Origin of the sequence: Vibrio sp. 10N.247.310.17 (assembly GCF_041466605.1) — a bacterium.
In the GTDB taxonomy this organism is placed as follows: Bacteria; Pseudomonadota; Gammaproteobacteria; order Enterobacterales; family Vibrionaceae; genus Vibrio; species Vibrio tasmaniensis_A.
The window spans coordinates 1-18,772 of the sequence record NZ_JBFSTC010000080.1; the positions used below are offsets into that span (position 1 = coordinate 1).

The following is an 18,772-nucleotide window of genomic DNA, read 5'->3' on the forward strand; positions in this document are numbered from 1 at the left end:
GGATTATCTGCTAACTGCAAGATCGTTCAAGTCTTCTTAAACGATCGGCATTACCGCAATCGCGAGGCCTTAGTTTTTCTCTCGAACAGTTACAACTGCCCTCTTTCACTGACTTCACCGCTTTCATCAACGTTGTGTTGAACTGCTGTGGTTGCTCAAGCATTGGGAAGTGACCAGAGTCTTCAATGTAATAAATGCTGTAGTCCTTGATGTGTTTCTTGTTCGCTTCTGAATCGGTTGGCCATAGGCGAGCGTTGACCAATATGACTGGCACGTTCACGTTCTCATACACGCGGTGTGCTTCGCCTGTCACGTATTGACCTAGATAATGGCGGAACTGATTTTTGGCGATAGCGGGCGGTGCTGAAGCCATGTCTTGCGTTACCCAATAAAGTAAATCCGCGTCTACGTCTTTTGGTAGCGAATCTTTCACGAACATAGTAATGCCCGCTTGGAAGTCTGCTTCAAATGGTTTGGTCATTGCATCTAGGTCGCTTTGTAAAACCGCTAGTGCGACGTTTTGCGATGTATCGACACCAATAATGCCCTTCACTCTTTTCGGCATCATTTTAGCGGCTTCTGCAATAACACCACCCGCCATGGAGTGCCCGACTAAGGTGACTGATTCGAGTTTCTCTTTCTCGATTACGGCTTTGATGTCTTCAGCGAATGCAACCATGGTGTATTCTTCGCGATTGAACGATGAGTTACCGTGCCCTGCTAAGTCCATGGTGATCACTGGATACTGCTTTGAAAACTCACTCACTTGGTTTTGCCAAAGCCTCCTGTCTAAGCTCCAGCCGTGAATGAAGATCAACGCTGTATCCCCACTGCCACTTTTGCCATACGCAATTTGCTCACCATCGTGAGATATCGCAATACCGTACTTAACCGTTGAATCATGGGCCATGGCATTCATACTACCAAGTGCCATGAATACCAAGAGTGTGATGTTTAGAATTAAGCGTTTCATAGTGTCTCTCTACTTACTTTGGAGGAAGCATAGAAAGCACCCCTCTCAATCAATATAGTCACTATAAAGTGTGAAGTTGTAAACAGGTCAAGAACATTAAACTGATAGATGGAAGCGAATCATTAAGCAGGTAACATAACAACAGGAACGTGTCGAAATTTGTAGTTTTAAAAGCAGACTCTGGTAATAACAAAACCATTATCAAAGTCTTCGACAAAAGATTATTCAAAGGCTCTAATAAATATACTTATTGAGCCTCTTAGCATTATAGATAAAGACTACCTTCGACCATTGCGGTAGCGTAAGTTGTGAACACTTCGAAACTCGTTATAACACTCCAGTCTCAAACCTCTGCTGTCCAATGGAGAAAACACATTAAAATATTTATCAAAATATTTTGCATCACTCCTCAAGTCGCCTTTCCAATCATAAATATTAATAGTTCGATTCAAAAATTCGCGAAACAAAGTATCGTTGAGTTCTTTTACTAAAGTATCACAGGCCTTTGCCGCTTCTTGTACTACACTGAGCTCAAGTTTAATTGGCTTTTCTAGATATTCATGGTACTTGTCTAGACCTAAAGATAGAGCGTTATTTGACCCAAACAACCCTGACCTATGAACAACGCAATGTCTTAACTGACCTATAAAATCAAAGTCTGAAAATGCAGTTGCTAATTCGGGGTTTTGTTTTAGATTAAGTAAGCTAACACCAGTAACACTCTTTACCGTTTCTTTAATGTTGTACGCAGAGTGAAATGAGCAGTCCTCCATTAATGCTTCGGGTAAAAGTTGTTTATCATGGTGAATTGCAGCCCCATATGTAACAGGTCGTGAATAGCTTTTTGTCTTAGATTCATCATCGATAAGAAGTAACTTTCTCAGAAGACAACGAACATAACTTTCAACTGAAGATATAAAACCAAGAATAAGAAGGTTCGATAATTTAGCCCATTCTTCATTACTTTGAGATGCCAAAGATATATAATTACCCGTTGCAGGCTCTAATACAAAACACCCTAGTAATTTTTTATATGACAGCATATTACTTTCATATATATCAATTGGCGACTTAGTTGGTTCTTGATACGACAGGTCAAATAGAGACTGAGATCGTATAGTAGTAGTGCTTCTTGTTCCTGATAATGTGAACTTAAATTCTTTTTTAGCCATTAGTATAGAAACTCATTTGTCCATGCATTAATCTTATTAACAATCTTCTCTGCATATTTTGGTCCGACCTGCTTGACTTTTTTTAACTCTCTAATCGTATCATCAGATATAAGTACATCTTCAATTGTTTTGAATTTTGATATACTAATAACTTTCAGCTGAAAGTCAGTAAAAGGTAACTCAGACAACTCTTTACTCATGCATTCTTTAAATATTGAACCGTCAACTAATTCACTACCGCATATATGACAAAATTTTTGTCCATCTGCGATTCTAGCAGTTCCACAACTAGGGCATTCCGGCAAATCAATTTTAATTTCAGCTATTAATTGTTCTGGAATAATCCGGTTGAATTTTCTTCGTATCGGATGTTTTTCAGAGGGGCTAGACAATACAGTTACTAATTGAACTACATTAAATCCTCTACTTTTTATCAAAGCCTTTTCTTTAATCAAAAGAGCTAAATGTGGGACAAAACGTCTCAGTTTTCTCTCTTGCCCATGTGAAACCATTGACATTTCAAATAGAAGGCCAGCTTCAACTAAGAACTTAATCATTCTCTCAGCTTTTTCATCAATATCTTCTATTCCGACTATTATATTTTTTCGATAACCGTCACCTTTTTTTTCGTAGCTATCGTAATTAAATTCTTTAACAGAATTTATCAAGCTAAATAAAAAACGATGTCCCACATTGATAAAACTACCATATTGTTTTATTTTTTCAGCAATAGATAAATATTCTTGAATAATATTATCGCATCTCGACTGTATAACTGAATTTATACGCTGTTGCTGAGTTTTACTATCCGAATCAACATATGATCTTATCAAAGAGATATATGCTCTTGGGATTCCAAATGATGCATACATCAACAAATTTAAAACCTTCTCATCTATATTTACATGCTCTCTGAATCTTTTGTCAATAATGGTATTCATAAATGAGATATAGTCTTTATCTTGAACATCCATCCAAATAGAAACTTGTTCAGCATCCTGACCAACATGAAATCTAGGACCGTACTGTGTTGTACCTGGGTAGACCGAAGCCTTAGGAGAAATTTTCACCGACTTAATACTGCGAAAAATATCAAAAAACTCAACCATATAATCGCGAGTCAACGTCAACGCAGCATCATCGAGCAATAGAATAGCTCTTTTTCTACCTTTCTCATCTAATGCTCGATGAATTAAACCTTGTGTTAAAGATATATTGATTGTTGATATAATCTCATCATAACTTTCATTATATATATTTCTCTCCATATCTTTTATGAAGTTAAATAGATTATCCTTGCTTAAACATTCTTTATTGTACTCAACGTCAAAGTTATCTATAACATCATACGAGATTTTGCAAAGAACCCATGCATGAAAAATATCTAAAGCGTTAGATTTATTATGAAGATATGTTTCCAATCTCAAGTAATGATTAAACGTTACATATATAGGCAGTGGTAGCTTCTCATTATTAATACATGTGTTGTATGCACAACGCATTTGGTGTGTTTTTCCTGTACCTCTAGGGCCAGTAATTAACTTAGATCCAACTTGAATCAGTTTTTTTTGAATATGCTGGAAGTGCTCACTATTTGCAGTCCAGTCAAGCAATTGCTCATTTGTTAAGTAATCCGCTCTTTCTTCATACTCACTACTATCGAAAAAAGATAAATCTATTTCTAGCTGGTCTGTCATAGGAGTAATTCCTTTACATTTATAATCAATATTGTAAAATAATCTGTCGTTTCATAAGGTTATCATAGAAAGTGGTTGAATTAAATCAATACTATACATCAAAAGCCACTAGCTTTTTACTAGCATCAATGCTTGACGTCGAGCATGTTAAGTCCTGTTTAGAGTTAAGTGCTGGTGAGGGTGCACTCATCGAGCCGATCAAAGAGCTCAATCAGGCGGTCTATTTTACTACCGTAGATCTAGACATACAAAACACCGACAAGTTGAGAGAAAAGTACCCAGAAGACATTCACATATGTAGTGATGCTCTCGATTTAAATTTGAACATCAATGCTAATTCTTTTGACTTGGCAGTTTGTAATCCGCCATTTGCTTATACAACTCTGAACGAAAACTATAAATTAATATTAGGGGATGATTTTACCTCTATGTTTAAAGATAGTTCAAAGATTAGAACAGAAATATTATTCATTCTAAGAAATCTATTCTTCCTAAAACAAGGAGCAACATTAGCTGTTATTGTTCCTGACTTTATTTTCTCTTCACATACGCTTTCTAAATTTAGAAAGGTTCTTTTCTCTAAGTATGATTTATATCAAATAATTGAATGTGAACATAAGAGCTTTAAGAAAACAGAAGCAAAGACATATATTTTATTCATAAAGAAAGCTAAGCCAAACAATTTAAATAGTAATATTCCCTGTTTAATACTTTCATCAAGTAAGACTAGACGAAAAATAGTACCTATTAGCTCAACTTTTAACAGCTTAAATTTAAAAGAAAAACACGGTTACCATATATTTAGAGGTTCTAATAGTAGTAAAGAATGTCGATTATCAGGAAAGCCATTTCATCACAACTATGCACATGTAGAAGATCTTTCAAATATATCTTACTCACCTCATAATGATATAGAAAGTAGTTTCAAATATGCTTTCAAAGACGACATTCTGATTCATCGCGTGGGTCGAAATGTAGGAAGAACTGTATTTTTAGATTCTGAGTCAGTTCTCATAAGTGATTGTATTATCGTATTAAGGTTTGAAGATATGGATCTTAGGGAAAGGTTTATCACTCATTGGGCTTCAAAAAAAGAAGAATGGGTGTTAAACAACCAGAAGGGAACATGCGCCAAAAGCATATCGATAAGCAGTCTTAAAGACTTTATATTCTCCTTGGGTTAGTTATTCGTCCTATTAGCTCACCTTTACTCCTTTGATAGATCCAACGTGGTAATACTGAACTGTTTGATGTTTTCCAGTTCATTAAATACTAGCCTCACCAGAGCACCTACCTTTACCAAATTCCAAGTTTTTACCCTGCTGTACAAAAAGGCCTCGCAATTGCGAGGCCTTTGGTTTTTCTATCTATCAGAAGAGATTAGTCGCGAAGTGCTGCGCCGAATTTCTCTGAGATTGAAGCTACGATAGCATCTACTGAACCAGCGATGTCTGCATCTTCTAGTGTGCGCTCTACAGACTGTAGGCTAAGTGCGATTGCTAGGCTCTTCTTACCTTCTTCAACGCCTTGACCAACGTATACGTCGAACAGTTTAGCGCCTGTTAGGAATTCGCCACCCGCTGCGATACACGCTGCTACGATGTCGCCAGAAGCAACTGCTTCATCAACAACAACGGCGATATCACGACGGTTTGCAGGGAACTTAGATACGGCTACTGCTTCTGGAAGCACGCGAGTGTTGATAGCTGCCCATTCGATTTCGAATACGATAGTGCGGCCGTTAAGACCAAACTTACGCTCTAGTTCTGGGTGAACAGTACCAATGATACCCACTTCTTTGCCGTCTACTACGATAGCCGCAGTTTGACCTGGGTGAAGTGCTGGGTGCTTAGCCGATTTGAAGCTGTATGCGATTTCGTTTGCAGAAAGCTCAAGAACGGCTTCTAGGTCACCTTTAAGATCGAAGAAATCTACAGTGTTAGTTGCAATATCCCAGTGCTCTTCGCCACGAGTACCAGAGATAACGCCCGCAAGCATCATTTCTTGGCGCATGCCGTTTTCAGCAGTTGCTTCAGGGATGAAACGTAGGCCTGATTCGAATAGACGAACGCGAGACTGTTGACGCTTCTGGTTGTGAACAACTGTGTTTAGAAGACCTTGGATTAGGCCAAGACGCATTGCTGACATATCCGCAGAGATTGGGAATGGCAGGATTAGCGGCTCTACACCAGGTACAACAAGCTTTTGCTGTTCTGGTTCTACGAAGCTGTATGTGATTGCTTCGTGGTAGCCACGGTCTACAAGAAGGTCACGAACGCGCTTAAGCGGTTGGTTAGCTTCTTTGTGGTCATTCATTTTAAGTGCCGCTTTAGGCGCTTGATTTGGAATGTTATCGTAACCGTAGATACGACCTACTTCTTCAATTAGGTCTTGCTCGATTGCGATATCAAAACGCCAAGATGGAGACGTTGCCGTCCAACCTGCGTCTGTGCTCTCGCTCTCTTCAACAACAGCTACTTCACAACCTAGGCGAGTAAGAATTTCCACTACGTCTGTAGATGGGATTTCGTGACCTAGTAGGCTGTCTAGCTTAGCGCGACGTAGAGCAACTACGTTTGCTTTAGGAAGATCAGCTTCAGATTCGCTGCCGTTTACTGGCGCAACTTCACCACCACAGATTTCAACTAGAAGCTGTGTTGCACGCTCCATTGCTGCTGCTTGTAGCGTTGAATCAACACCACGTTCGAAACGTAGAGAAGAATCTGTGTGAAGGCCGTAAGCACGTGCGCGACCACGGATGTGATCCGGAGCGAAGAATGCCGCTTCAAGAAGTACGTCAGTTGTTTCAGTCGTAACACCTGAATCTTGACCGCCAAAGATACCAGCGATTGCTAGTGCTTTGTTTTGGTCTGCGATAACAAGTGTGTTGCTGTTTAGTTCAGCTTCGTTGCCATCTAGAAGTGTTAGCTTTTCGCCCTGCTCTGCTAGACGAACCACGATACCGCCTTCGATCTTAGCTAGATCAAATGCGTGCATTGGTTGGCCTTGCTCTAGCATCACGTAGTTTGTGATGTCTACAACTGGGTCGATTGAACGGATACCACAACGACGCAGTTTTTCTTGCATCCAGATTGGCGATTCCGCTTTCACGTTTACGTTCTTAACCACACGGCCAAGGTAACGTGGACAAGCATCAGTTGCTTTGATTTCAACAGATACTGTGTCTTCAATGCTTGTTGCAACAGCTTCAACTGTTGGCTCTGTAACGTCTGCGCGGTTTAGTACGCCAACTTCACGAGCAAGGCCACGGATGCTGAAGCAGTCTGCGCGGTTTGCTGTTAGGTCTACGTCGATAGTTACGTCGTTAAGCTCAAGAAGCTCACGAACGTCCATACCTAGCGTTGTACCTTCTGGCAGCTCAAGGATGCCGTCAGACTCTACGTCGATACCTAGCTCAGAGAAAGAACAAAGCATGCCGTGCGATGGAACGCCACGTAGTTTTGCTTTCTTGATTTTGAAGTCACCAGGAAGTACTGCGCCAACTGTTGCTACTGCTACAGTTAGGCCAAGACGACAGTTAGATGCACCACAAACGATGTCTAAAAGTTCTTTATTACCTTCAGCATCAACAGCGCCGATATCAATTTTTGTAACTTGTAGTTTGTCTGCGTCTGGGTGCTGACCGCACTCAACCACTTTACCTACTTTAACGCCGGTGAATTCACCAGCAACAGGTTCTACATCGTCAACTTCCAAACCAGCCATAGTGATTTGGTGAGCTAGCTCTTCGCTGTTAATTGCAGGTTTAACCCACTCGCGTAGCCAAGATTCACTGAATTTCATAGTTTTGACTGCCCCGGATTACTTGAATTGTTTAAGGAAACGAAGGTCGTTCTCGAAGAACGCACGAAGGTCATTTACGCCGTAACGAAGCATCGTTAGACGCTCTACACCCATACCGAATGCAAAACCAGAGTATTTCTCAGGGTCGATGCCAACAGAGCGAAGTACGTTAGGGTGAACCATGCCACAGCCTAGAACTTCTAGCCATTTGCCATCTTTACGTTTCACGTCAACTTCAGCTGAAGGCTCTGTGAACGGGAAGAATGAAGGACGGAAACGCACTTCAACCTCTTCTTCAAAGAAGTTACAAAGGAAATCGTTAAGAATGCCTTTAAGTTGTGCGAAGTTTACGTTCTCATCAACTAACATACCTTCCACTTGGTGGAACATTGGCGTGTGAGTTTGATCGTAGTCGTTACGGTAAACACGACCCGGAGCAATGAAGCGGAATGGCGGTTTGCCGTTTTCCATCGTACGGATTTGAACACCAGAAGTGTGCGTACGTAGCATTAGATCAGGGTTGAAGAAGAAAGTATCGTGATCAGTACGAGCTGGGTGATCGTCTGCGATGTTTAGTGCATCAAAGTTGTGGAATGCATCTTCGATCTCAGGGCCAGACTCAGTGCTAAAGCCAAGCTCACCAAAGAACTGTTCGATACGCTCAACTGTGCGAGTAACTGGGTGAAGACCACCGTTCTCAATGCGACGACCTGGTAGGCTCACATCGATAGTTTCTTCAGCTAGTTTCGCTTCAAGCTCTGCACGTTGTAGTGCGTCTTTGCGAGCTGCGATCGCTTGTTGAACAGCACCTTTCGCTTTGTTGATCTCTTGACCAGCAGTGCGACGCTCTTCAGGTGGAAGTTTACCTAGGCTTTGTAGTTGAAGAGTTAATTCACCCTTCTTACCTAAATACTGAACTCGCACTTCATCAAGTGCGACTAACGAATCTGCTGTATCAATAGCAGTCGTTGCATTAGCAATGATCTCTTCTAGATGTTGCATCATTTCCTCATCTACCAGTTGGTAGTGTCCGTATCGGATGATTAGTTTTTTTAGATAGCTACACATAGTAATCAAACACGCTACCAATGCCAAATTGAATCGTTAAAAGAACAAGTTATTGACTAAAAACACGGCAAATTTAACAGGATATTAATGAGGAGTAGGAAGAAGTGGAACAATTACTGGTACCACTCCTTAATTTGGAGGCGAATCGCGCTCAAAAAATAAAGCGAGCTAGGTTTTAGATTTAAAGTGAACTGAGCGCTAAAACTGACGAGAGCTATGGTTCTAAATCTTAAGTAAATCGAGATCTAAATCTGAATCGAACAAACGCTGTTCTTCCCCGCGTTTTTCGCTAAATAAACGGACTCATCAGCCGCTTTAATCAATTCATTCATGGTTTCGAATTCTTGGGTCATTTCAGCCACACCGACACTAATGCTGCCAATCCAAGCTTGGTTGCCGGTTTCGACCTCTAATTCAGACACTTTCTGTCGAGTCGTTTCTGCGATGTGCATACCCCCTTTAAGATCGGTATCAGGGCAAATCACCAAGAATTCATCGCCCCCTAATCGGCACACAATATCATCGTTGCGGAATGTGTTTTTCAGTTCGCGCGAGAGGGTTTTTAGCACCAAATCACCTGCATCATGGCCACTGGTGTCATTAATGCGTTTGAAGTGGTCGGCATCAATCATAATGCACACCAAAGGCACGCCAAGTTCTTTGGAGTCTTGCCAATGCACGGCTAACTGTTTAAAAGCGCAGCGGCGGTTAGGCAAATTAGTGAGTGAGTCTGTTAAGGACAGTTCTTCAAGTTTCTTATTCGCTTGTTTTAACTCTGCCGTACGTTCCTCAACTTTGTCTTCGAGTAACTGGTTGAAGCGTAACAACTGTTTGTTGCGTTCAGAGACCTGCTCAAATAAGCCTTTAAGCGCGGCCAATAAAGGGATGGTTGACGAGTCTTGCTGCTTTTCTTCTGCCTCAAAGGCTTCTAGGGGTGTTGCGCCCTGTTCTATCGCGGCCACTTGTCGCGCCATGTTTTGGTCGATGCCGAGGATGTGATAAGCAAGCCAATGAATCAGGAAGTCCAGTAGCTGACGTGCTGACGCCTGAGCTTCTTCCAAGATGAAAGCTTGCATGCTGTAGATATCTTGCATAAACACACGATGCACCTTGATGTGCTCTTCAATGTGTAAGTCATAGAGCCCGCAATCTCTCATCAAAGATTCTTCTTCTTTAAAGTGAAATTCGGCATAGCGTGTGAGGTCGAGTAAAGCGACGCTCATGTCGTCTATAGAGATCGTATTCTCTGACAACAGGTTTCCGTAATGATTGATAAAACCAACAAGGTATTGATGTTGTTCGTCTACGACACCAATGCCTGTTTCAAAGTTTTTATCCCAATTAAATGAATTCATAAATCCCTTAGGGCCGATACCACCAGCACAATTTACATTCATATGCGGAGGTTATAGAGGTTCGAAAAATATAACCATCTTACCTGTGGGGCTATTTGATTGTTTGATCCACTTTATAAAAAGACGACGTTAAACATTCTAAATATGGCTCATCTTAAATATGAGACGCTCCCCTTAAGAAGAACGCCTCATGAAGCTAATATTAACTTTTTGGAGATGCCAACTTTTTGGAAACGCTAACTTGTTGGAAATAATCCCTTTTTGTAAAGACTAAAAGTAATATTCCAACGCCATCTCAACAAAGTCGTCCTTACGCGCGAAGAACAACAAGTCTTCTGGGGTTTCGTTCTCAAACAACCAAGCGTTCAATCGCCACTTGAGGTTGTTATTGATGCGGCTTGATGCTTCCAGCTTTGCACTGTAGACATCGCTGTTATCTAAGTCTTGAGTGATGCCCGTAAGTACTTCGGTGCCGTCTTCATCGTTCAAGGCGAAACGCGCACCAAGGAACACATCGTTTTGGCCGATGGTTTGGGCGTTGTTACCTCGGCTGTCATACAGGTATTCAGCAATGAAGCCAATGTCCCAATACGATTCAAGCGCCCCAACCCATGTGTATTCAAAACCTGTCGCGACGCCAGTGTGGTTGTCGTAGCTGTCGCGATAAATGCTTTCAAGCTTCCATAACCAGTCACCAATAATGCCTTGCACATCGAGTCCGAAGTGCTGCATTTGCGCGTAATACGGCTTGAGTTCATTGCCTTCTACACGATAATAAGGGTCGCGATTTGTGCCGCCTAAGTAGCTTAAACCGACATCCCAATCACCGTACATTTGGCTATAACGCAGTGCCACATCGACGTGCTTTTCTTCTCTCGAAGATTCGTAAAGCGCATCGTCCGATACAGGCACTGTCGGCCTTAAGCGACCGTCTTCCCCTGCGAAGGTACGCTCACGAAAATACGGCAGTAACATGGCATCGATAGTTCCCCAGTCTTTGATCGAGGTGAAGTGGACCATTGGCTGACCCAATTTCGATTCACCATCGACCGATTCAATGGCATCGGTTTGGTTTACCACATCGACCAAGTGCGCCGATTCAGTTACGCCCCAAAACACCTTGCCTACACCAGCTCGCAGTTCGTAATCGTCCCAATAATTGAGATACAGAGCTTCACGAACATCTCCATGGGTACGCTCATCGTCTTCGCTGTCTAGGCGGTAAAACGGCGTGAAGGTAAAGCTGCCGTTGCCCTCCTCTTGCTCCCAGTAAAACTCTGGTTGCAACACCAGTGAGCTTTGTCCTTTATCTTGCCCTTGCAAACCGTCACTAAAGAACTGCCTGTGTTCAAGGTTAATCTGCCCTGCGAGTTCCGGACTAATCTGTTCTACGAACTCGGAGCTAAAACCACCCGCCACACATGGCAACGACACTTGCATTAGCCCAACTGTCGCCGCCAAGGTTAAAGATAACTGCGTTCCTGTTAACACAATCCTTTTCATATTCTTGCCTTACTTTGCACGTTTAAGTGTGTTTTTTTGAAAGTCCTTGTCCTTAAGACCGGTCTGGAACGCTAAATCTGTCGTGGTTAATACCGTACTTTTGCCTGTTTGGTGGTTTTGCATCGACATAGTGTGCGCGCGCCAGTATTGGTTTAGGTATTGTTTGTAGTCTTGGAATGACAGGGTTTTCAACAATGCGCCTTTACGGTCGTAAAACTCCACTTGAACGGGGCGGTAATATTGTTGGTCTAGCCATACTTTCTGCATGGTGTAGCCAGAGTTTTTATCGGTCGGTACTTGCTCTAAAACAAAGGTATCAACACCTTCAATTTTGGCGTCTTCAATGTAGTTGAAGGTGTACTTTTCTAGCTCAAACGAGCTTAAGTCTTCGTAAGCAAATTCACTGCCCATAAACGGGCCCGATTTGTTGCGTGAAGAGATCCGTTTTACACGTTTCAATGCAGGCAGATACAACCATTGGTCATCCGATTTAGTGATGTGTGAATGGTTTAAGAAAGCCGTGCCTTTTACGTCACGCGGCTCATCAAAAATCGTCAGCCCTTTATCACCATCGTCATCCACTTCTAACGACTTCAATCGCATTAGGCGGGTGCTGCTTTCGCCCTGTTTGTTGCGAAGTAGCATTTCCATGGTCGCGACAGAATCGCCCCACCCCATATCAACGGCTTTACGTTGTTCGGCAATCTCTAGGCCTTTCGCGGGGTCGGCTAACGTAGGGAAAGCTGCGAATGTGCCTACTGTTAACGTGCCGACGGTTAATGAGCTGACGGAAAGTAATGTGGTAACGAATGATTGTTTAGCGCTTTTCATAAATTTCTCCTTGAGTCAGCCCACCGCAGCAGGCTGACGATTCCTTATTTGGACGACGTAGTCAGTTCGCCAGCTGGGTTAGCTTGCGCTGTTTTAGATAGCTCTGTTTTAGATAACTCGGCTTTAGATAGCTCTGATTCGTGCTGAGGTTTATCTGCATAGTGCGTCTGTTTGTCGAAGATCATCAGTAAGCTCGGTAGCAAGATGAAGTCGACTACTAGCGCAATGAAAATCACAATCGCACTGAGTAAGCCCATGTCGGAATTGAGTCTAAAGCTCGACATCGCCAGTACAGAGAAACCAGCCACAAGCACAACCGTGGTGATCCACAGTGCGCGGCCAACAGTGTGGAAGGCGTAACGAACGGCTTCTTCTGCTGATTTCCCTTCCATTCTGGCGCGTTGGTATTTACTCAAAAAGTGCACTGCATCATCGACAACGATACCCAGTGTGAGCGTGACCACGACTGACAAACCCAAGTTGATTTCACCAGAGATCAACGCCCACAAACCAAAGCCAATAATCGCCGGGGCAATGTTTGGTACTAGGCTAATCATGCCTAAGCGAACTGAGCGCAATGCAAAGATCATCAAGCCAGAGATAAGCACTAAGGTGATAGGCAAAGTTGATAACATGCTCGCCATGTTGGTTTCGCCAATGTGAGCAAACATCAGTGATGGGCTCGACGCGACCACTTCATACTGAGGTGCATTAGCTGCAAACCATGAGTAAATGCGCTCTTCGAGTTCTACCAATTCCACACTGCCTAGGTTGTCGACCGTGAGTACCATTTTGATCGATGACTTATCGACGTTGATCTGGTTGTTCAAGTCCAAGCCATACGGCAAAGACATTTCGTAAAGCAGCAGGTATTGCGCGGCAAGTTCACGGTTAAGCGGCAGTTGATAATAGCTATCGTCATCGCCATGCATGTTCTTATTCAAACGCATGTAAACATCGGAAAGCGTGGCGACATGGTCGGTTTCTGGTTGAACGCGTAGCCATTCAGTAAAGTCGCCAATCGCTTGCAAGAACACAGGGTCAGCAATCGCTTGAGACTCGTTGGTTTTCACCGCAATACTGATGGTCGTCATGCCGCTTACCGTCTCTTCCATGAAATCGGCTGCTTGTCTGAATTCGCTTGAGGTATCGAAATACTTCACCGATTCATCATTCACTTTGTTCAATGGAATTAACGCGGCTGCACCCACAATCACTAGAGTCGAAATAGGCAGCAGAGCTTTGCGGTTGGTCACCACAAAGTCGCCCAGTCTATCCATGAAAGTGACTTTGTTTTGTGCCGCCCCTTTTCCTTGCGTAGATAAGTTCGCTGGCAAGGTCTTCACTGGCAATAGTTTTAACAGCGCAGGCAGCATAGTCACAGAGAGGAAACATGCGATGAGCACGCCCAATGCCGACAAGTTACCGAAGTCTCGCAATACTGGAGAATCCGACATGTTCATCATCAAGAAACCAATCGCGGTGGTGACAGAAGTAATTAAGATCGGCATCGCATTAAGCTTGATGCTGTATTGAATGGCTTGTGCTTTCTCCATCCCGCGCTGCATGGCTTGTCTCATGGTCACAATCACGTGAACACAATCAGCAACGGCAAGGGTTAGTACTAAGGTTGGAACGTTGACCGCTGCGGTGCTGAGGAACATCCCTGCCCAGCCAGACAAACCCATGGTCGCAACAATCGAAGAGATAATCACAACTAAGGTAGCCACCACGCTAAAGAACGAGCGCAACATAAAGGTCAGGAACACCAATACCACCAACAGCATTAACGGCACGAGTGTTGAGCTGTCTTCTTGAGCCGACATCATAAACGCGTTGTTCATGGCAATGATGCCCGCTTTATGGAATTCGACGCTCGGGTAATCGGCTTGGTACTTGGCGATCATAGTATTGATGGCCGCGATCACTTCTTGCACTTCGGCGGTTTTGTCCACTTCAGGCAATTGCACGGTGACGTTAACAATGGTCACATCGCCAGAGGCCGACACCAATGCATTCTTAAGCAGTGGTTCGTTGAGCGCGATCTGTTTTACTTTGGCGATTCGCTCTGGTGTGTGCTCGTATTCTTCGTAAAGAAGGTCTTCCACTAAGAGGTCATCTTCAACGGCTTCGGTATGCTGATAATTGGCCAGCGAATCAACACGGCTTGAGTACGGGATCTGCCACGCATCGACCGTGAGGTTTTGAATTAAGGTGAGGGTTTCTGGGGTGAAGACATTGCCGCCTTCAGGCGCGACGACAATCGCGAGGTTGTCGGTTTTCGCAAAGGTAGTTTGGATTTCGTCGAACGCCATCAACTGTTTGTTGGTGCCTTCGAAGAAGATGTTGTAGTCCCCTCTAAAGTAAAGGTTCTTAGCCCCTAATGCAGAGAGAATGATGATTGAAAAAACCACCAGCAGAACGATAAACGAACGCTTGGTCGGTATTGAGTGCCAACTGTTATTTAGATCCCCGTTTACGCTATCAACATTACGGTTATCTCGATTTTGCTGCTCGAAAGCGGGCTTCTGGCTGTCATGTTCCATCACAGTCTCCATTTGTGACGATTCGTCATAGTTGTGTCTTAAAAAGCCAGCCGGAGCTGACAAAAGACACAATTCTTAGTCATACACTCAAGAAAACCAAAACCACACTAGGCAAACTTAAGTTTATGACGAATCGTCACTAATGGTTATTAATAAACCCACACGAGTGGGCTTAATGGAAGCTTATCGACCTACTGACTCTAGGTAAGCGACTTCTTCACTGAACAGTTCTTGTTCTACACGGCGCCAGGTTTTGCGGTAATCCCAATCGCTAGAAAGGGGCTGCCAATTTAGGCCGTCTAGTAGCATGTTCGCGTTGTGTAATACTGAATACGGGTCTTGTAACCGCTTAATACAATGACTGTTTGATGCGTTCTGTGACAAGGCATTTGAACCAAATGCGATTGACCAGTTAGCAAACACGATGGCATCTGAACCCACACCAGAAGAGAACTTAAGGTCACCGGCTTCTACTGCTCGGTTTACCATTGAATCGGCTTGTTCAATCACCAACTCTTCCAGTTCATTCATCTCGGTTACACGTGCACTAGACGCTTTCTCTAGTACCCACGGGCTTTTCGCCATGATCGCACAGGTTGATAGTACCGGTTCCATGCGAGCATAGATTCGGTAAGCAACGTGCAGTGCGACAATCTTTTCACGTGTGTTGCCTTCAAACTCTCCAGAGCGAGCAAACATTAATGCCTCGGTCTTTAAAGAGTGAATACACAAGGCTAAAACCACGTCTTCTTTGCTGCAAAAGTGATTGTATATCGTACCTTTAGAATAAGAACTTGCTGCCGTTAGCCTATCCATCGTGAGGTTTCCGAACCCTTGTTCTCGAACCAGATCTTTTGCTAACAACATCAATTCTACTTCTCGGTCTGCTATAGACTGCTGCTTTTTAGACAACACGCCTTTGCAACCAAAGATACCTTGTTTATCGCCTTTACAACCAAAGCCAAACATAATTTCTCAGTCCGTATTTGAGCTTAGCTATCATCTAAGCTTCGCCAGTATTTAAAACGCTCCTATCCAATATATTAACACGAATAGTAAATTCATGTAGTTAACCATTTTGTGACGCTTCGTCATTTATGACTTATCGTCATAATAGCGCAAATATTGACCACATCAAGGTGTTTCATAAAATTAAATTCACGTTATGAATGGATGTGAAAACCATCAATAATCACATCGCGTTACTCACCAGCCTGCCGTCATTAACTGGCATAGCATCAGTAACCAACATAAGATCAATAACCAACGCAGCATCACTAACCAACGCAACATCACTAACCAACGCAGGAAGAAGCGCCTTAGTTTGGCGAAACCAATACAAGCCCATTACGCTGTCTTCATCTAAATAGAGCATGATGGTTTAGGACAGTCAGCTATTCGAGCCGAATGGAGGGGTACGTAAACCACGAGAATGAGTGAGTTCAGGTTCACTTTTTGGTGCAGACCTCTCCTTATGGTTAATATTTGGCTTACTAATGCCGTTTTCTACTAAGTTGCTATAAATTAGGTAAGGGGTGACTTACAATAGTGACAACGACTTACCTTTTTTGAGAACACGATATTGAGCGCCAAATATTCTTATTTAGCTTGGCAAGTGAATACTTCTAGCCCAGCAGAAAAGCTTGTTTTATTGATGCTTGCAGACGGTGCTGACGAATTCGGCTACACCAATGTGTGCTTACAAACAGCAGGTCAACTTTGTGCTCTCTCTACGTTTGGTTTAGCCGACTGCCTTAAGTGTTTAGTCGACCAAGGTTTTCTCGATAAGGTAAAAGTAGATTATCGAGATCAAAAAGAGATTCACGTTTTCAAAATGCTCATTGAGCAAGAGCAAGCTACGGCGCACATTGAGGTTCAACCGACCAACAGTATTCCTGTCTACTCTACGGCACCTGCACCTGCACCTGCACCTGCACCTGCACCTGCACCCAAGTTTCAGCCTGCTCCGGCACCGATGCAACACATGCAGCATGCCCCTCGCCCACAAGGCCGAGGCTCAATGAACAGCAACACCGTCTCTACTCATGATCTCAACGAAGAAGAGATACCATCATGGGCAGAACGTGCGTTTAAATTCTCCGGTTTGACCGGTGACCATAGTTTAGTATGGAAGAAATTTGTCCTCTGGTATAAAGCCAAAGCCAATGAATTAATGCCACTATCTCGGATTGAATCCAAGCTGCAGTACTGGCTAGTTAACGAGAAGCAAAATGAAAGACAACAACAGCAGAAGACCTCTCAATATTCAGGAAATGCAGGACAAGCTCAAGGAAATGGGTATAGACAAAAGCTTAGCCCATCTGAACGCTTCAGGCAGCAGCTCATTCAAAAAGGCAAAAAGCCAACCTTCTGAGCCAGCTTCACCTGTTGTTCCTGACTCTACAGGCTCAATAATACCTGAAGTTATTGAAGCACAGAGCACTGAAGTAGCGACACCCAATGCTGCTAGCACGGGTTCGTCTCAACAAGTGCCTGTTGTTGACCAAGATCCAGCAGAATTAGAGCTGACCGATTGGTGTATCCATGTGTTCGGTTCTTTCTTGAGCGTGTACGAAACTCAGTGGGAATACCAATACGGTAGTGAACCAAGCGGTAAGTTTCTTGAGTTTGCCCACTCTGTTGACTCAGACGGCCTTAACCGCGTGCTAATGCACTGTCATGAACGTATTCAACTTGGCAATAGTTGGCCGCCGCAAATGGGTGAGCTTTGGATTCTAAAGGATTCATTAACAGAAGAAGAGCTGCTTGATAGCCGCATTCGTGTGTTGTCACGCACAGCTGTTAACAACATTGAAAAGTGGCTTATCCAAAACAAGCTGTACGACTTGAAACGCACCGCTGAAAACAAGCTTGATGGCCTGTTTAAGAAGTACTATTTGGAAGCAAAACGTTTAGATGAGAAAGGCATGCTAGAAACTGAATTACCGCAGTTCCTCCTTGCTGCTAACTCCGTAAAGAACCTAAACGATTTAAAACGTGAAGAGTACGAAAGCCAACACGGCAAAGCGATTAACCCAAGAATTCAGAAAATTCTAAACAGTAAAAAGTAGCCTTCTACGGTCTACGGTCTACGGTCTACGGTCAGAAAATACCGTCAAGATTACCCGGTCAATAGATACAAAAATGCCAGCTATCAAGCTGGCATTTTTTATGAGCTTTATTAACCCATCAAACAATTATCCGACCGCTTTTTACGATCGCCTTACTGACTAATTACAGTAGGTGGATAGTTGCGTTTAGAGAGAAAACGCCTGAGTCGTCATCTTTCATGTTGAAGTTTTGGTAGCTAGCGCCTACAGATAGTGGGCCAAAGATGAAGTATTCTGCGCCTACACCGTACATGATATCAACTTCGTCTTGCTTGAAGCCGTTCGCTTTAAGCTCGTAAGAGTGAAGACCACCCTTCGCGTATACGTGAAGAGGACCAAAGTCGATGCTTGGTTTGATTGCTAGGTAAGTTGTGCTTGCGTCTAGTTTAGTCAGTGTTTGGTTGCCGTATTTAACACTGTCGAAAGAACCTAGATCCCAGTAACCCGCTTCAACACCAATAAATGGAAGGATGCCCGTACCCACGTGGATACCCATCGCTGTCTCTTCTTGATTACCTAATGAGTTTTGACCACCCATTGCGCCGCCGTACAACCAAGAATCAGCCATCGCTGTTGAAGATGCACCTAGCAGTGCTAGAGCCAATAACGTTTTTTTCATATTCGACCTTTTTCGTCCTGTTGGCAGGCCTTGCGTGGTAATGAATTGCCACCAAGTCGCCCTGTATGTAATAACTATTCAATTAGTAATGCAA

At 43.3% G+C, this 18,772-nt stretch carries 14 protein-coding genes and 1 pseudogene; 3 read left to right on the forward strand and 12 right to left on the reverse strand.

Annotation, left to right across the window (positions count from 1 at the left end):
• Positions 1-103: 103 nt before the first annotated feature.
• The 3 genes and pseudogenes from AB6D80_RS18755 to AB6D80_RS18765 form a co-directional block, all read right to left on the reverse strand.
• A pseudogene (locus AB6D80_RS18755) lies at positions 104-973 on the reverse strand (alpha/beta fold hydrolase); the annotation flags it as partial.
• Between the two features lie 278 nt (positions 974-1,251).
• Positions 1,252-2,145, reverse strand: coding sequence for a hypothetical protein (locus tag AB6D80_RS18760; RefSeq protein ID WP_372189251.1), 894 nt, complete (start codon positions 2,143-2,145; stop codon positions 1,252-1,254).
• Positions 2,145-3,842: a zinc ribbon domain-containing protein gene (locus AB6D80_RS18765; RefSeq protein WP_372189252.1), complete on the reverse strand. Its 1,698-nt coding sequence runs from the start codon at positions 3,840-3,842 to the stop codon at positions 2,145-2,147. The genes AB6D80_RS18760 and AB6D80_RS18765 overlap by 1 nt, the downstream gene beginning before the upstream one ends.
• 71 nt (positions 3,843-3,913) lie before the next feature.
• Between AB6D80_RS18765 and AB6D80_RS18770 the strand changes: the two genes are divergently transcribed.
• The gene (locus AB6D80_RS18770) at positions 3,914-5,026 is read left to right on the forward strand and encodes an N-6 DNA methylase (protein WP_372189254.1); all 1,113 of its coding nucleotides are present in this window, start codon (positions 3,914-3,916) and stop codon (positions 5,024-5,026) included.
• 196 nt (positions 5,027-5,222) lie between these two features.
• Here AB6D80_RS18770 and pheT read toward each other — a convergent pair whose 3' ends face one another.
• The 8 genes from pheT to AB6D80_RS18810 all read right to left on the reverse strand — a co-directional run bounded on the left by pheT (position 5,223) and on the right by AB6D80_RS18810 (position 16,324).
• Positions 5,223-7,646: a phenylalanine--tRNA ligase subunit beta gene (pheT, locus tag AB6D80_RS18775; protein ID WP_372189256.1), complete on the reverse strand. Its 2,424-nt coding sequence runs from the start codon at positions 7,644-7,646 to the stop codon at positions 5,223-5,225.
• Between the two features lie 18 nt (positions 7,647-7,664).
• A complete protein-coding gene (gene pheS / locus AB6D80_RS18780; RefSeq protein WP_004734764.1) occupies positions 7,665-8,648 on the reverse strand; it encodes a phenylalanine--tRNA ligase subunit alpha in 984 nt (327 codons plus the stop codon).
• A gap of 311 nt (positions 8,649-8,959) precedes the next feature.
• On the reverse strand, positions 8,960-10,069 hold the full coding sequence (locus tag AB6D80_RS18785) for a GGDEF domain-containing protein (RefSeq protein ID WP_372189258.1): 1,110 nt from the start codon (positions 10,067-10,069) through the stop codon (positions 8,960-8,962).
• Between the two features lie 270 nt (positions 10,070-10,339).
• Positions 10,340-11,572 carry a hypothetical protein gene (locus tag AB6D80_RS18790; RefSeq protein ID WP_371707714.1) on the reverse strand — a complete coding sequence of 411 codons (1,233 nt, stop codon included), beginning with the start codon at positions 11,570-11,572 and terminating at the stop codon, positions 10,340-10,342.
• A gap of 9 nt (positions 11,573-11,581) precedes the next feature.
• Positions 11,582-12,403, reverse strand: a complete 822-nt coding sequence (locus tag AB6D80_RS18795) for an outer membrane lipoprotein-sorting protein (protein WP_017099753.1) — start codon at positions 12,401-12,403, stop codon at positions 11,582-11,584.
• 44 nt (positions 12,404-12,447) lie between these two features.
• The gene (locus AB6D80_RS18800; protein ID WP_372189260.1) at positions 12,448-15,012 is read right to left on the reverse strand and encodes an RND family transporter; all 2,565 of its coding nucleotides are present in this window, start codon (positions 15,010-15,012) and stop codon (positions 12,448-12,450) included.
• Between the two features lie 120 nt (positions 15,013-15,132).
• A complete protein-coding gene (locus AB6D80_RS18805) occupies positions 15,133-15,918 on the reverse strand; it encodes a TetR/AcrR family transcriptional regulator (protein ID WP_009847004.1) in 786 nt (261 codons plus the stop codon).
• A 223-nt stretch (positions 15,919-16,141) separates the two neighbouring features.
• Positions 16,142-16,324 (reverse strand): hypothetical protein, encoded by a 183-nt coding sequence (locus tag AB6D80_RS18810; protein ID WP_371702422.1) that lies wholly within the window; start codon positions 16,322-16,324, stop codon positions 16,142-16,144.
• A gap of 207 nt (positions 16,325-16,531) precedes the next feature.
• Here AB6D80_RS18810 and AB6D80_RS18815 point away from each other — a divergent pair, with 207 nt between their 5' ends.
• Positions 16,532-17,323, forward strand: coding sequence for a hypothetical protein (locus AB6D80_RS18815; RefSeq protein WP_371702423.1), 792 nt, complete (start codon positions 16,532-16,534; stop codon positions 17,321-17,323).
• The gene (locus AB6D80_RS18820) at positions 17,244-18,020 is read left to right on the forward strand and encodes a hypothetical protein (protein WP_102249803.1); all 777 of its coding nucleotides are present in this window, start codon (positions 17,244-17,246) and stop codon (positions 18,018-18,020) included. Before AB6D80_RS18815 ends, AB6D80_RS18820 begins: the two co-directional genes overlap by 80 nt.
• Before the next feature lie 163 nt (positions 18,021-18,183).
• Here the strand turns inward: AB6D80_RS18820 and AB6D80_RS18825 are convergent, their stop codons facing one another.
• Positions 18,184-18,678 carry an outer membrane beta-barrel protein gene (locus AB6D80_RS18825; protein ID WP_009847008.1) on the reverse strand — a complete coding sequence of 165 codons (495 nt, stop codon included), beginning with the start codon at positions 18,676-18,678 and terminating at the stop codon, positions 18,184-18,186.
• Positions 18,679-18,772: the final 94 nt, after the last annotated feature.